Annotated in this window: 12 protein-coding genes; 2 read left to right on the forward strand and 10 right to left on the reverse strand. The window is 35.3% G+C overall.

Translation table 11 applies throughout. The features are described 5' to 3' along the window. Positions 1-29: 29 nt before the first annotated feature. From fucP to FA045_RS03605, 10 genes are all read right to left on the reverse strand, one after another. Complete coding sequence (fucP, locus tag FA045_RS03560; RefSeq protein ID WP_136874558.1) at positions 30-1328, reverse strand: L-fucose:H+ symporter permease; 1299 nt, start codon at positions 1326-1328, stop codon at positions 30-32. A gap of 58 nt (positions 1329-1386) precedes the next feature. Next, positions 1387-1827 (reverse strand): MaoC family dehydratase, encoded by a 441-nt coding sequence (locus FA045_RS03565; protein ID WP_136874560.1) that lies wholly within the window; start codon positions 1825-1827, stop codon positions 1387-1389. 247 nt (positions 1828-2074) lie between these two features. After that, the gene (locus tag FA045_RS03570; protein ID WP_136874562.1) at positions 2075-3145 is read right to left on the reverse strand and encodes a Gfo/Idh/MocA family protein; all 1071 of its coding nucleotides are present in this window, start codon (positions 3143-3145) and stop codon (positions 2075-2077) included. Beyond that, positions 3142-4380 carry an extracellular solute-binding protein gene (locus FA045_RS03575; RefSeq protein WP_136874564.1) on the reverse strand — a complete coding sequence of 413 codons (1239 nt, stop codon included), beginning with the start codon at positions 4378-4380 and terminating at the stop codon, positions 3142-3144. Before FA045_RS03575 ends, FA045_RS03570 begins: the two co-directional genes overlap by 4 nt. Then, complete coding sequence (locus tag FA045_RS03580; protein WP_136874566.1) at positions 4373-5536, reverse strand: CaiB/BaiF CoA transferase family protein; 1164 nt, start codon at positions 5534-5536, stop codon at positions 4373-4375. The genes FA045_RS03575 and FA045_RS03580 overlap by 8 nt, the downstream gene beginning before the upstream one ends. A gap of 146 nt (positions 5537-5682) precedes the next feature. Beyond that, positions 5683-6834, reverse strand: a complete 1152-nt coding sequence (locus tag FA045_RS03585) for a CaiB/BaiF CoA transferase family protein (protein ID WP_136874568.1) — start codon at positions 6832-6834, stop codon at positions 5683-5685. Continuing rightward, positions 6831-7991, reverse strand: a complete 1161-nt coding sequence (locus FA045_RS03590) for an ABC transporter substrate-binding protein (protein WP_136874570.1) — start codon at positions 7989-7991, stop codon at positions 6831-6833. The genes FA045_RS03585 and FA045_RS03590 overlap by 4 nt, the downstream gene beginning before the upstream one ends. A gap of 339 nt (positions 7992-8330) precedes the next feature. After that, positions 8331-10700: a glycoside hydrolase family 2 TIM barrel-domain containing protein gene (locus tag FA045_RS03595; protein ID WP_136874572.1), complete on the reverse strand. Its 2370-nt coding sequence runs from the start codon at positions 10698-10700 to the stop codon at positions 8331-8333. A 157-nt stretch (positions 10701-10857) separates the two neighbouring features. Beyond that, positions 10858-12174, reverse strand: a complete 1317-nt coding sequence (locus tag FA045_RS03600) for a glycoside hydrolase family protein (protein ID WP_225871261.1) — start codon at positions 12172-12174, stop codon at positions 10858-10860. Continuing rightward, positions 12171-14921 (reverse strand): family 78 glycoside hydrolase catalytic domain, encoded by a 2751-nt coding sequence (locus FA045_RS03605; protein ID WP_225871262.1) that lies wholly within the window; start codon positions 14919-14921, stop codon positions 12171-12173. Before FA045_RS03605 ends, FA045_RS03600 begins: the two co-directional genes overlap by 4 nt. A 224-nt stretch (positions 14922-15145) precedes the next feature. On the opposite strand from FA045_RS03605, the gene FA045_RS03610 reads away from it, so the two are divergent. Both FA045_RS03610 and FA045_RS03615 read left to right on the forward strand, forming a co-directional pair. Further along, positions 15146-15928 carry an IclR family transcriptional regulator gene (locus tag FA045_RS03610; RefSeq protein WP_136874574.1) on the forward strand — a complete coding sequence of 261 codons (783 nt, stop codon included), beginning with the start codon at positions 15146-15148 and terminating at the stop codon, positions 15926-15928. Positions 15929-15979: 51 nt separating this feature from the next. After that, entirely contained in the window at positions 15980-16420 is a 441-nt protein-coding gene (locus tag FA045_RS03615) for a hypothetical protein (RefSeq protein WP_136874576.1), read from the forward strand. Positions 16421-16424: the final 4 nt, after the last annotated feature.

The raw sequence follows: 16424 nt of genomic DNA on the forward strand, positions 1-16424 counted from the left end.
GTGCCTCCTCGCAATGACGTAAATTTTTATCATTTATGAGCGATTTTGTAACCTTTTAAACCAAAATAAAGAATGATTAAATAACACACCAGCGGAATACTGTAGCCAATTTGAATATTATCACCATAATGGTCAATCAAACTTCCCATAGCATAAGGCAAAATTGCACCACCTACAATAGACATGATTAACCAAGATGAGCCAGGCTTGGTGTCTTCGCCTATACCTTGAATACCTAATCCAAAAATAGTTGGAAACATAATTGACATAAAAAATCCCAACCCGCCTAAAGCATAAACAACATAGGCACCATTGCCAAAAATGGCTACAGCACATAATAAAATAGAAGCCATAGCGTAAAATGCCAATAATTTATTTGAACTAATAAATTGCAACATCGCTGTACCAGCAAAGCGACCAACAGTAAATAGAAAACCATAAATAGCTAAATAATATGCTGCAGTTTTTTCATCAAATCCCCCACCTTGTTGTGCCATCCTTATGAAAAAACTAGTTACACACACTTGAGCACCTACATAAAAAAATTGCGCAATCACTGCCCAACGTAAATGACTATGTCTTAAAGCACCGAAAAAACTGCCTTGAATTGAATTAATGCCATCTGTGCTTTTAGTTTTTACTTCTGGTAAGCGACTGAAATAAAATAATATCGCTATAGCTACCAATACTAACCCTAAAATTATGTAGGGCATTTTAACAGCCGCGGCTTCTTCTAAAAAATAGGCTGTTCTGCTTGTATCTGGCATTGCTGATAATTCTTCTTGTGTATAAGATTTTCCTGATAAGATAAATAATGAACCCACAATTGGTGCAATCATAGCAGCCAAACCATTAAATGAGGCGGCTAAGTTCAATCGATTGGTAGATTTGGCAGGATCTCCTAAAACGGCTGCATAAGGATTTGCCGAAGTTTCTAATATTGTTAAACCACATCCAATAATAAATAGCGCAATTAAAAATGTAATATATGAAAGCGAATTTGCAGCAGGAACAAATAAGAATGCTCCACAAGCAAAAACCAATAAACCGGTTATCATACTTGCTTTATAGCCAAATCTTTTTAAAATCATTCCTGCCGGAATGGCCATTAAAAAGTATGCTAAAAAAACAGATGTATCGATTAATGTAGATTGACTATTATTTAAATTACACGCTTTTTTAAGGTGTGGAATTAAAATAGAATCTAAGTTATGGGCCATTCCCCATAGGAAAAACAAACTTATAACTAAGATAAAAGGTAACAAATATTTCTTACTTGATGAATTTTCATCGGCAGTAATAATTTCGGGTTGGTTGCTGTGGTTCATATTTTGGTTTATTACCCCTAAATCTCCGCCGCGGCGGAGACTTAAAGTTTGGTTTATTTTATTTCTTCTTAACCACTAAAAGATGGTCGCATACTAAAACCACTTCGCCATGTTGGTTAATAATTGCTACATGTTCGGTTACGGTGCCATATTCTGGTCTTTTACTTTCTGCCATTTCTGATATGGTTACTTCAGAATGGATGGTATCACCAATAAAAACTGGTTTAACAAAACGTAATTTATCATAACCTTTAGACATTGCTTCTGGATTAATCTCTGATGCCGTTAAACCAATGCCGATTGCAAAAATCATTGTTCCGTGGGCAATACGTTGTTTAAAAGGCTGTGTAGCGCACCAAGCTGCATCCATGTGGTGCGGAAAAAAATCTCCAGTATGACCAGCATGAACTACAAAATCAGTTTCTGTAATGGTTCTGCCCAAGGTTACACGTTTTTCGTTTAATTGGTAATCTTCAAAAAATGTTGATTTGAAATACATATTCTTTATTCTTTTTAAATTTTGTCAGTCTGAGCCTGTCGAAGACCTTTATCAAAAAATTCCTTCAACAAGCTTAGGATGACATTTTTTATTCCTTGGCTGGTGTCCTCACCAGATTAACTCTTGTTATTTATTTTGTTTCGGTTGGTGAGGACACCAACCGAGGAAAAAGGTTTAATTTCTTAGCAATTACTTGATTTCCCTTTCCTTTGGAAAGGGAAGCACTTACCAACCCAATCTCACTTGCTTACACAGGGATAGGCCCCCCACCATTATCACTCGATTGATAAGCACTTTCTACCACCGCCATCGTATCAATTACATCTTCTACACTGGTATTTAGAACTTCATCTGAACCTTCAATAAATCTCATTAAATTAGACATTGTGCCAATAAAAGCTTCCGGAAACCACGAACCTTCTAATTTTACCGTTTGCCATTCGGGCGATTTGCCTTCTTCAACCATACAATATTCAAACACATCAGGCACCCCATGCGGATAATCCATCAATAAACCAATTTTTGCTACAATTGCGCCTTTGGTTCCCTCCCATTTAATGTAGCTTTCTTGGTGTTTAGCTCCAAAATCATGATCGTGGTTGGTATTGATAACCGCGTGTAAAGTGTCACCATAATCTAATAATATCGTACTACGAGATGATGATAAATTCTTGGCTGGATGTTTTAATGTTTTTGCCAATACACTTATCGGATTACCTAAAAATGAACGAATCAAATCTACATAATGGATGCTGTGGTATTGAATTTCTAAACGAGGATGTACAATTACGTGAGGAAAAATCTCCCAAGGTGTTTTGATGGTTACCCGAACTTCCATGTCATAAACCTCACCAATTAGTCCAGCATCAATTAAATATTTAGCGGCACTCACAAATGGTGCATACCGCAATTGAAAATTGATTGCAGCTTTTAATTTTTTCGCTCTGCAAAGTTCTAAAATTTCTTTTGCTTGCTTAAAATCATCGCCCATTGGCTTTTGAATTAAAACTGCACTTCCATTTGGTAACTGATTTAAGGTTTCGATGTATTGCTCGGGCATTATCGTTAAATCGTAAACCACATTAGCAGGAGCTAACTCAACAGCTTCAGCAACAGAATTGTAAACATTAGGAATACCAAAATCTGCTGCTACTTTTTCTGCACGAGCTTTGGTTCTATTTACAATACCATGCACTTTAAAACCAGCAATTTTGTAAGCCGGTAAATGAGCGTCGGTTACAATTCCACCAGCACCAATAACAATAATTGGCTGCTCAGTTAGCGGTAACTCAGGTTTATATTTTATATTGATACTCATTTTTCTAACTCATTAATTTTTTGTTGCGCTATTTGCACTAAATCTTCAGATTTTGTAGTTGAATTAACTGCATTTAAAACCATCTCATCAATTACGGTAGCTATTTTAGCCCAATTTTCTTTTTGAGGTAATGTATTTGCAACTTCGTGTAAAGCATCCAATTTATGGTAAAATGGAATTTGCTGGTTAATTTCTTTATCATTCCATGTAGAAATGCGACAACCAATACCACCCGTTTGCGTTAATAATTTATCGTTTTGTTGGTTGGTTACAAAGCGAAGAAAATCATAAGCAACTGCTTTATTTTTACTTCCTTTACCAATTGTATATAACCAATACACATTAAGCGAAGCTGATTTTTCTTCAATATTTGCTGGTAATAAATCGATATCAACTTTACCTTTTACTTTAGAGTTTTCGTCTACTTCGCACATAGCCGCAAAGCCAAACCAGTTGATCATCATGGCGGCTTCACCATTCATAAATGCTAAACCTGCAGCAACCGATTCGAAATTAGCAGAATTTGGATGAACCAAGTTTTGATCCTTTACAAATTTTCTGTAAAACGACAATCCTTCTGCCGCTGCGGTTGTATTGATATTTATGGCTCCGTTTTCATCAAGCAAAGTTCCTCCGCGAGTCCATAATTGTAAGCAAAAATCAAAAACGGTATTGTGGCCATCTGGGTAGCAGGCAAAAATACTTCCATATAAATTTTGCGCAGGGCGATGAAAAAATTCAGAAATACTTTTAAAATCATCCCAAGTTTGTGGAACTTTTAAAGCCCTGCCATATTTAGCTTGATATTTTTTTTGCTCCTGCTGATCTTCGAAAAGATCTTTTCTGTAGATTAAACATTCTGGCCCATCGTGAAATGGTAATCCTACAATTTGACCATCAAAATTTTGTAAACCTAAAAGAGATTTACTCCATCCCTCTGGGTAATTTGTTGGCGGATTTTGTTCTATCTTATCATTCAATACTTCAAAAGCATTATTTACAAAGCCTTCGTAAATCCAATCGGTATTGATATGCGCCACATCAAAATCTCCATTGGCTAAACCTTTATTCGTTAATGTAGCTTCGTGAAGTTCGTGTAAATCCATCACCACCATATCCAATTTCAATTTACATCCAGAAAACTGACAATATTTATCCCAAAATAGCTGCATAGCCTTTTCAAATGGCGCAAATTTGCGAACCGCAATTCTAAATGTGTCAGTATAATTAGGCATTGGCAATGGTTTTCAAATTAAATTCCTTAATTATTTTTTCATTGTCCTGACCTAATTTTGGTGATCCTTTTGATGAAATTAACAATTCGCCATCTATACGAATTGGGCAACGTGTGGTTTCATATTTATAGCCATCGAGCATTTCTACTTCTTGAATCATATCTAAAACTTTAAACCCATCATGCGCCAATAACTGTTTCCAGTTTAAAACATCGGCACACCAAATATCTGCTGGCTCTAAAATGCTAAGCCATTTTTCGGTGGTTTCCGTTAAAAGGTGATCAGCTAAAATGGTTTTAATTTCATCACGCTTATCGAAGGCTTCGGCAACATCTTGGTAAACAGAAATTGCTACACAACCCAATAAATTACCCAATACTGGAATAGAACCCATGGCTAAGGCTAGATGTCCATTTTTTGTTTGGTAAATTCCATAAGGAGCGCCTAAATAAGCATTGGCATTGTTTTTTGCTGATCTTTTTGGTAACTCGCCGCCATCATTCATAAAAGTAGTAATGGTTTCGAATTGGAAATCATAAGCTGATTCTAACATGCTTACTTGAACAAAAGCGCCCTGATTATTTATCGCCCTGCGATATAAACTTGCCAATAAACCTTGAGCTAAATGTGCACCGGTTAACATATCTACAATTGATAAACCCATGGCAACCGGACCGCTATCGGCATTGCCTGTTAAAGCTGTTAAGCCGGTAACAGATTGTAAGAGTAAATCTTGACCCGGCTTATTTTTCCACTCACTTTCTTCATTACCAAAACCAGAAATTTCTCCGTAAATGATGGTTGGATTAATTGCCGAAACGGATTGATAATCAAATCCTAAACGTTGCATTACACCTGGCCTGAAATTATGAATCATTACATCTGCTTTTTTAAGCAGCTCACGAACCATTTCGCAGTCGTATTCGTTCTTTAAATCTACTTCGAAACTTTCTTTATTTCTGTTAATGGCATGAAAAACTGATGATTCGCCATTCATTATTAAGTTTGAAGTATAAAGTGTTCGGCAAATATCGCCAACACCTAATCGCTCGATTTTGATGACACGAGCGCCCATATCTGCCAAGCGCAAACTTGCCGATGGCCCCGAAAGGAACTGGCTAAAATCAATTACTAAATAATCTTCAAGCGGTCTCATATTTTATTTTTTAAAGGTACGTGAAGACACGTACCTTAGCTTTTTGCCTTAGTTCGTGTCTCCACGAACTAATATTTTCCAATTCTATTTATTCAACTTTGTCAAATTAATAGCATGGTGCTTACCAAATTTGACAAAGTATTAAACTATCCTAACTCAAACTCCAAATCTATCGAAGCAGTATTTATTCCCAATGCTGGTGCCGATTTAGCTGAAAGTAATTTTTCACCGTTCAATCTAATCGGACTAACAGTTGTTTTTATATTTTCCCCGTTAGGTAAATTTAAAGTTTGCTCAATTTTTAGGTGCTGGTAAACATCTAAATTGGTTGCTTCCTGATAATTTAACACAGCTGCACACCAAATCCCCTCAGCCTCTAATAAATTCAACCAATATTCGGTATTTTGTTGTTTAAAGGTTTCTCCCAGTCGCAAAATCAATTGGTCTCTATTTCCAAATGCATCATCTGCTTCTGTATATAAATCAGAAATATCGCAGTTTATAATGTTACAAATTTGATTTAAATCGCCCATGGCCAATGAAATGTAACCATTTTTAGTTTGATACATGCCATAAGGTGCGCTTAAATAAGCATGGGCACTGCCTTTTACAGTACTGCGTTCGGGTAATTTCCCACCATCATTTAAGTAAGTTGTTAAAACCTCAAACTGTACATCTAAAATAGATTCAAGCAAACTCACTTCTACTAAAACACTTTTTTTAGTTTTTGCTCTTTTAATTAGTGCAGCCATCAAACCTTGCGCTAAATGGTTGCCACACATAATATCAGAAACTGATAAACCAAATGGAACAGGACCATCTACAGCGCTGCCCGATAAAAAAGCTAAACCAGAAACAGATTGAACAAGCAAATCTTGACCAGGTTTGTTTCTCCAAGGCCCTTCATTACTGTAACCCGTAACCATTCCGTAAATAATTTTAGGATTGATGGCTTGAACTGCTGGATAATCCAATCCGATTTTTTCCATTACACCAGGTCTGAAATTATGCACCATAATATCAGCTTTGCTAATTAGTTTTTTTAATTTCAGCAAGTCATCAGCGTTTTTTAAATCTGCTGCATAACTTTCTTTATTGCGGTTTATGGTATGAAAAAGCAAGCTATCATCATCTACAAAAAGATTTTTGATAGACAATTGCCTACAAGCATCTCCAGTTTTTGGTCGCTCAATTTTGATAACCCTTGCGCCCAAATCTGCCAATTTTAAACCAGCAGATGGCCCCGCTAAAAACTGACAAAACTCTAAAACCAAAACTCCTTCTAACGGTCTGTTCATGATACTGTTAAAGTTTTAGATTCCTTATATAATTTATTAATTTCTGCAAGCACTTCATTTTCATCTCCACCTTTCATTAAATAATCTCGCACCACATCACCAGCATGATCTTGAAAAAACATAGAACCATGGTAACGTGGACGAAGAAATGCTCTTTCTAGCGCTGGCAAAGTATTGGTAAAATAATTGGCACTTTGTCTGTTTACCTCATCGTTTTTCCAAGCAGCTAAATGTCCTGGTTGTCCACCACTTTCGAAATACAAACTAGCTTGGCAAGTTGGTGAACCCACAAATTTCGCATACTCAACTGCGATTGATAAATTTTCGCATTTAGATGAAATAGCTAAACCAGTTCCACCTAAAGTACTTCTTAAATTGGTTTTTCCATCTAAAGAAATCATATCGTGAAAATGCAAAAGCTTACGAGCATAGCCGTTTCTTGAATAATTTGAATAACCATATGCAAATGGACAATAAGCTATATCATCACTTTTTGTCATTGTTTCATAAACCTGAATTGGATTTCTATTGAAGTTAGCATCATCTATTTTTGTTGCCAATTGGCGATACATTTTCAAAGCTTTAACGCCAGTTTCTTGAGAGATCACTTCATCATCTGTTTGACAAGGATCTTCGCCTAAAGAACAGCATAAGGTGTAAAAATTCATCAGCACATCTATCGGGATACCAGCAAAAGCCACTAAACCTTTATCGGCCAATGCCAATAAATCATCAAATGATTTTGGCAATGATAAACCGTGTTCTGCTAGTAAATCTGGTCTGCTACTTGCTACTGGGGTGGCGGCATCAATTGGTAATGCCCATTGATGATTATCGAAATTGTAACTCTCGTAAGATGCACCAACAGAATTTATTTCTTGATCTTTTAAATATTGAGTTGTTAAATATTCATCCAGAGGGATAATTGATTTTGTTTTTGAAGCAAAACCCGCCCAAGGATGATCGATAACCAGTAAATCAAATCGCTCTGCTAATTCTTGAATAGAAAAATCTGCAAATTGCTGCAAACTTCTTTTCTCCCAAGTTATTTCTACACCAGGATTTAGCTCAGCAAATCGCTGAGCGGTTGCTACCATTGGTAACAAACCCCTGCTGTGGTTCCAAGTAATTCCTTTTAATATGATATTTTTGCTCACTTTCTATTTTTTTAACACATAGGCACATAGTTTTTAGATTTTTCTATGTCATCTATGTGGTTAATTTTTTTAATTTTTTAGCCAAGGTTCGTGTCTCCACGAACATTTTTAATTTTCATTTAATAGTTGGTGTCTCCGCCAAGCATCTTAAATATAATTTTGTCTTTACCACATAGTTTTTAAATTTTTCTATGTCATCTATGTGGTTAATTTTTTTAATTTTTTAGCCATGGTTCGTGTCTCCACGAACATTTTTAATTTTCATTTAATGGTTGGTGTCTCCGCCAAGCATCTTAAATATATTTCGGTCGGTGAGACACCAACCGATAGATCTAATCCCTATTTTGTTGTGAGCAAAACCGATGAACCTTGCAATCCATCAGCTGTTGCTGTAATTTTTATTGTTCCTGCTTTTTCTTTAGCTTGTATTATTGCCAAGCACAAACCATTAAATGCTTTTCGGTAGTTTGCTTTAAATGGTTCTAAACTTGCCTGATAACCATTGTCAACTCCAGCAATAAAACCTTCGCCTTCTACTTTAAAATTCACTAAATTATTGGCATTTGGCACTAAATTTCCATCCTTATCTAAAACTCGAACCGTGAGAAAAGATAAATCTTTACCGTCAGCTTTGATATTTTTACGATCAGCAATTAATTCTATTTTAGCTGGAGCGCCTGCGGTTTTAACTTCTCTAACCAAAACATCTTTTCCGCTTTTGCGAGAAATAGCTTTTATAGTTCCAGCCTCAAATGGCACATTCCACATTACATGCATTTCTTCGCCCTGTTTACTTTTTTTACCTAACGATTTACCGTTTAAATACAGTTCAACTTCATCGGCATTATTGTAATAAGCCCAAACTTCTACAGATTTGCCTTTTTCCCAATTCCAATGTGGCAAAATGTGTAAAACTGGTTTATCAGTCCATTCACTTTGGTATAAATAATAACTGTCTTTAGGGAAGCCAGCCAAATCTACAATCCCAAAATATGAACTTCTGGCTGGCCATGGATAAGGCAAAGGTTCACCTAAATAATCAAACCCTGTCCACACAAAAATACCAGACACATGATCGTATTTTTTAGCTTCCTTTAACGTTTCTTCATGTGTTGATCCCCAATAGGCTGAAACGTTATCATAAGCAGAAGCGGCAAATTCTTTGTTGCCTTCGGTAAATTTAGTTTTACCATCTTTTGGCCAACGGCGAATGGTGTCTGCTGTATCGTAAAACCCTCTTGTTTGCAAGGCTGATGTAGTTTCTGTACCTAAAAACTTAACTTTTGGATAGTTTGTAGGGAAATCTTTATACTTTTTGTGGTTATAGTTTAGGCCATAAATATCTAAAGCATCAGCTTGATAAATGAAGTTTTTAGCTGCAACGGTTTCTGTTAAAGCAGAGATAACCTGACGAGTTTGATCCAAATTTTTGACAATGGACACCAATTCTTTAGTCAATGCAATACCCATGCTATCAAACTGCTCTCTAATTTCGTTACCAATGCTCCATAAAATGATAGATGGATGGTTTCTATCGCGTTTTACCATTGCTTCTAAATCTCTTTTATGCCATTCAGGGAAATCTAGATGGTAATCGAATTTGTTTTTCCTTTTGGCCCACATGTCAAAAGCTTCATCAATTACTAAAAAACCCATTTTATCGCACAAATCTAAAAACTCTGGCGCTGGCGGATTGTGTGCTGTTCTAATGGCATTTACACCCATTTTTTTCATGATTTCGAGCTGGCGTTCCATTGCTCTGGTATTTACAGCAGCACCTAAAGCACCCAAATCATGGTGCAAACAAACACCTTGAATTTTCATGGATTTGCCGTTTAATGAAAATCCTTTTTGCGCATCGAAATTGAAAGAACGAACACCAAATAATGTTAATTGACGATCAATTACTTTTCCTCTTAGAGAAATTTCGGTGACTAGCTTATATTGCTTTGGGTTATCTACCGACCACAAAATAGGATTTTTAAAGCTTAATTCAGTCGATATATTTTTGTTCGAAGTATCTAATTTTAAACTAATTGCATTCCCTTTTTTAAGCAGTTTACCTTCTTCATCGAAAATGGAATTAGCTAATGTTACTGTTTGGCTTTTATTAGATCTATTAAAAATGTTAGCATTAATTTTTACAACAACTGTGTTAAGGTCTGATGAAAGTTCTGGATTTACGCTTAAACCCCAATGTGCAACAGCAACTTTAGCTGTTGATGTTAACCAAACATTTCTATAAATTCCCGAACCTGAGTACCATCGAGAATCAGGTTGTGCAGAGTTATCAACTTTTACAGCGATAGTGTTTTTGCCAGGTTTTAAATGTTTGCTCAATTCATAGCTAAATGAAATATAACCAAAAGGACGCTTACCTAAATACACGCCATTAATGTAAACTTCAGAATTTTTATAAACGCCATCAAATTCGATGGTGGTAATTCTGTTTTCAAAATTTGCAGGAGCAATAAAATCTTTTCTGTACCAAGCAATTCCGGTTGGTAAACCACCACCTTCTGGTTTAGCCGGATTTTTTTCATCAAACTTACCTTCAATACTCCAATCGTGAGGTAAAGTTAATTTTCGCCAGTTGGCATCATTAAAAACTGTGTTTTTTGCATTTGGTTCATCGCCCAAAAAGAATTTCCAATCTTTGTTAAAGCTTTCTCTGCTACGATTTCCGTCATTGCGATACCGATCCTTCATCGGGAGAAGCAATCTTTTCTGCAAGATAGATTGCTTCGTCGTTCCTCCTCGCAATGACGAAAAAGTGTGGTTCGCAGCAAAGCAATGATCCGAAGCAAAAGCTGCACAAATCAAAAAGATAAAAAAATTATATTTTATATTTACTCTTAACATCCAATTACTCTCCTACAAAATTTACTTTACTTTTCCCTAAATCTTTAGAAGTTGCAACAGCAATTCCTCTTTGATCTTTTTTATTAACAGCACAATAAAAGTGATAAACTATGCCCTTATGTTTTAACACGAAAGATTTATGTGCATACAATTCATCGTACTTTTCTGATGATTGGATCAGGTTTTCGCCATTCCAGTCTGTCCAATTAACTAAATCTTTTGATGCGGCAAAACGATTAAATGCTCCTTTTCTATCCTCCCAAAAAGCCCCAAAATAAAACATCACATAGTTTTTCCCTATCTTTTGGATTACACCATCTCCTGTTATCCCAACTGGGTGATGAACAATAGGATCTTTTTGAAATCTTTTCCAGTTTATCATGTCATCAGAAACTGCCATCCCGATACGCTCGTACCAACGCGTTTTTTTATTGTCTTTTAAAGAATCGCCAACGGCATTGTAATACATCGCAAAGCGATGACCTGTTAAACGCTCCTTATCTTCAATAATTGAACTCTTAAACAATTTATTTCTATTTTCCCACCATCTTACATCAGCATCTGCTGAAGTTAAAACTGGTTTTGCTATTCTTGGCCACTCGTGTGCAAACCACGGATTTTGAGTAGTGTAAGCAATGCCAATTGATAAAGGCTCAGTTTCATAACCTTTTTCCTTACCTCCAAAATACGACATCCAATATTTTCCATCATATTTACTTAATTGGTAGTTTCCACCCCATTTTGTACTGGTTAAGGCATTGTAACCCGCTTTTTGGTTATCATCCCAATTGCCATTATCACCGAATGAAAGTTGCTTGCCTAAATTTTCCCAATTCAATAAATCTTTACTTTTTGCCAACCAAGTTTCGTAACCTCTACCACTGTAAATTAGATAAGTCATGTACCAAAATTTTCCTTTTCTAAAAATTGTTGGGCAATCCATTTTATGTTCATTGTCTTTTGGCACCATCACCAAACCGTATTTAAAAGGTGTTTTTACTTCCTGATAAATACTTTCCATCTCAGTTTGCGAAACGGATTGTTTTTGTTGAGCATTTGTATTTGGCACATAAAAGAACAGGAAAAAAGCTAGAGCAAGTAATTTAAAGTTCTTGGTTCGTGGAGACACGAACCAAGGCATCAAAACAAAGGTTTGAATAGACAATTTGGTTCGTGGAGACACGAAACAAGGCGAAAGAATTCTATATGTGGTTCGTGGGGACACAAACCATGGCGCTAATAAAAGTAAAATGCTACATGTGCTTCGTGAAGACACGAACCAAGGCGAAAGAATAAATAAAATCAGCTTTGTTTTCATCATTGTACCTTAAATAAATAAGTGCCAGATCCTATTTTAACTATTGCCCTGTTTGTTTCTAAACCAAATTTTTCAATTTTCTGATTACTTTCAGTTAAGGTTTGATTTGTTCTAAATGGAATATAAATTTCGGCATTTGTATTTGCTGGGATAGTTACTTCCAATTCAAAAACATTTCCAATTTTTTTCCAATTGCTAGCAATTGTGCCGTATGGCGAATTGTAACTCGTATTTGCCGATGTTAAATCGCCAACAATTTCTGGTTCAATTTTAATTTTATTCCAAGCGATGGATTCTTCATCTTGTCTGATACCACCAACGCCGCTGTAAAACCATTCCATTAAATGCCCTAACATTAAATGATTGTTAGAAACGGTTGTTAAAGCTGCCCAGCTCTCGGTTAAAGCGGTTGCTCCTTTTGCCAATTGCATTCCGTAGCCAGGTTTATCAGCTCGGCTATTCATGTCAAAAATCACATCAGATCTTCCTTCATCTTCCAAAACACGTAATAAATACCTGTAGCCGATATCACCAGCTGTTAAACTGTTGTCTCTATTTCTAATATCCTTTATAATATTTTCAACTACTGCTTTTTTATCTTTTTCATTTACTAAACCTAAATAAACAGCCATTGCATTAGCCGTTTGGCTACCACTTGCATATTGTTTAGTTTCTGCATTAAAAAATTTATGATTAAATGCTTTTTTAACTTCAACAGCTAATTTTTCGTAAGTTTCAGCATCCTGAGTTTTACCAATTTTTGTTGCAATTTTTGCCAATGTTTTTAAATCGTAGTAATAAATGGCTGTGCCGGTAACGCCCATTGGTGTTAACTGCGAAACACCTGGCGCATTTGGACCTAAATCGTACCAATCGCCCAAACCTTGCGACAAAATATGGTTGTTTGCTTTAGTTTTTAAATAGCTGATGTAGCGTTGCATCATTGGGTAATAATCTACCATTGCTTGCTGATCTCCATACCATTTGTACAAATACCAAGGCAACAAAATACTGCTACTTCCCCATTCGGGCGAATCGCGAAACATATCTCCGCCCCATTCAAATTTCACGTATTCTGGCGCTATTTCAGGAATTAAACCATCTGCAGTTTGCGAGTTTTTCATATCCTGCAAAGCTTTTTTAAATAGCGGTGCGACATCGTAATTATAACTAATAGAACTACCCATTAAATGCAGTTGCTCTAACCAACCTAATTTTTCGCGGTGCGGACAATCGGTAAAAACGCTCATCATGTTGCTTTTGACAGACCAATTGATCAAATCAAAAGTTTGGTTAAATAGCTCATTAGAACTAGAAAAACTTCCAACTGTTGTTGCTGCATTGCGGATATGCAAAGCTTTTAAATCTTCTATTACAGCTTTATTTGAAGGATTATTTTTTCCTTTCGGAACACCACCTTTAACTTGTAAATACCTAAAACCTGTGTACATAAATTTTGGTCGCCAAGTTTCTATACCATCGCCTTTTAAAATGTAATTAAAATACGATGGGCCACCTATGTTTTTCTGTGTAACCAAGCCATCTTCTTTTAACAATTCTGCTGGCGTAATTCTAATGGTATCGCCTTTTTTACCACTAACTTTTAACTCAATAATGGCCGATGAATTTTGGCCAAAATCATAAATCCAATCCTTATTTGCAACCTCAGTTATTGTTTTAGCCGCAAAGCGATCAAAAATTTGAATTGGTTCTTCTTTTTGAGCGTTTAGTTCTGGTCCATCAACAGGCAAAGCTGATTTCCAATTGCTATCGTTAAATTTTGGCAAATTCCATCCTTTTTGCTCTAAGTTGGCATTGTAATCCTCACCGCCAAAAATGCTAGAAAATGTAATTGGAGATGGAGCAGTTTTCCAACTTGAGTTAGAAACAACATCAGTTTTTGTTCCATCTGTATATTCAATTGCCAGTCTGCAAATCATTTTCGGATAACCAAAGGCAACTTTTAACTTTCTATATCTGCCAGAAACTGGTGGAATATAATAAAAACCATTTCCTAACATCACACCAAAAACGTTTTCTCCTGTTTTAATTGAATTTGTTAAATCGTAAGTTACATATAATGCTTCCTTATCGTATTTTGTCCATCCAGGTGCTAAAAAATCATCCCCTACTTTTTTTCCGTTTAAGCTACATTCGAAATGCCCTAAACCAGAAATAAATAAAGTAGCAGATTTTACGGTTTTGATAACATTAACGCTTTTACGGAAAATTGGTAAAATATTATTTTCTTTAAAAGTATCTTTCTTTCCATCTACCGGAAGGATATTTACATTGCTATCAGCAATTTTATCGTAAGCAATCCATTGTGCATTTTTCCAATCAGCTTTGCTTAATAAACCCATTTGCCAATAAGCCGTTTCACTCCAAACAGAAAGATTGTGATTATCCCAAACTTTTACTTTCCAATAATATTTTTTAGTAGAAATTAGTTTAGTTCCGCTATAAATAATATTTACCGATTGGTTTGAAGCTATTTTTTTGCTATCCCAAACATTTCCTTTATTTGCTTGTAGATCTTTTAAGTTATCGGAAACTAAAATCTGAAAGTGCGTTTGTGATGTATTCCTATTTTCAGCTTGTAATTTCCAGCTTAACTTTGGTTGTAGAATATCTAAGCCTAATGGATTTGATTTATACTCGCAACTTAGTGCATCAACTTTTAGTTGCTGACTGTAAGTTACCATTGAGCTTAATACCAATACAAAAACGGCTATAAATCTGTTCATCATTATTAAATTAGCTCTTCAGCTAAATATAATCGCCCTGCGATACAAAAGTTATTGGTTTACATTTGATTTATTAATGCAAAATACAATTAAGCATTAATTCAAATATAAATTATTTTTTTAAATATGAAAATTATTATCTCCAAAAAATTACTTTTAACGAAAAATAAGAAATTAATAAGCATTTTGTATGTTTGAAGAAGTAACAATTATAACTTTTTGGTACAATGAACGAAAACGAATCAAAATATCAGGCACCCGCTCTTGATAAAGGTCTTGATATCTTAGAATATCTTTCAGCACAGTCTATTCCACTTTCACAGTCGGAAATTGCTATTGGCATTGATAAAACGCCTAACGAGATTTACCGAATGCTGATGAGTTTAGAAAGCAGAGGTTACATTATAAGAGATGAAGTTTCGGGAAAATATCGTTTATCTTTAAAGTTATTTTACCTTTCTCACCGTCACTCTCCTGTTGATGAATTGCGAAAAGCAGCTCAATTTCCATTAGAGGAATTGGCTGATACGGTACGACAATCTTGCCATTTGAGTATATTGTATATGAACCAAGTAATGGTAATTATACATGCCAAAAGTCCGGGGCCAATTGCGCTTTCTATTGAGGAAGGAAATTTATTTCCATTGCCTTTAACAGCATCTGGCAAGGTTTTGTTGGCTTATATGAATGATGCCGAAAGAAGTACAATTTTAAAGAATAATCAAATCTTTAAAAAATATGCTAAGCCTAAAAGGGATGAATTTTTAGCTTCATTGGCAGATATAAAAGCCACGGGATCTTACATTAAACCGAGCGATTTGGCTGAAGGAGTTTCGGATATTTCTGTTCCGATTGGAAAACACAGCAACAATGGCATTATCGCTTGTTTAACCATCTCGATGTTAAGCACCTTAAACATTAATAAAAACATTAAAAACGAAGAGATTTTAGCAGAAGCAAATAAATGCGTTAAAAAAATTGAACAAAGGATTGGGGTTTTGGGATTGTAAACCCCCAACTCCTGAAGGGGCTTTTAGTTAACTCAAAAAAATCATTCAAAAATGGCTTTCAGCAAAGAAGAAAGAGAACTTAATAAAATATTATTAATCGCTACGCTTAATTATTTGCTCGAATACCATTCTCAAGATATGGTTTTCGATGATTTTAGTCCATCAAAACAATGGTATTTACAGGAGCTTAAACAAGCAGAATTGGATATCAAAAACTCTAGATCACAACGGATTAAACGAAGACTTGATCTACATATTTCCCTATTAAAAAGTCGATTTGATCAAGGTTACAATAACTACATTAAAGAAAAGACCAATTACGATATCGACATATTTGAAAAATTTAAGAATGATGTTCTTCCTATCATTAAAAAAGGCAGCATAAATCATAACGATGTTTATTTAGTAGAATATTACATGAAAGCCTATTCTACTAACCCAAATGAACAAGACAACATTGCCATTCTCAAAAATTTGCAAGGTAAACGTTAAGCCT

The organism is Pedobacter cryotolerans (assembly GCF_005116475.1).
In the GTDB taxonomy this organism is placed as follows: domain Bacteria; phylum Bacteroidota; class Bacteroidia; order Sphingobacteriales; family Sphingobacteriaceae; genus Pedobacter; species Pedobacter cryotolerans.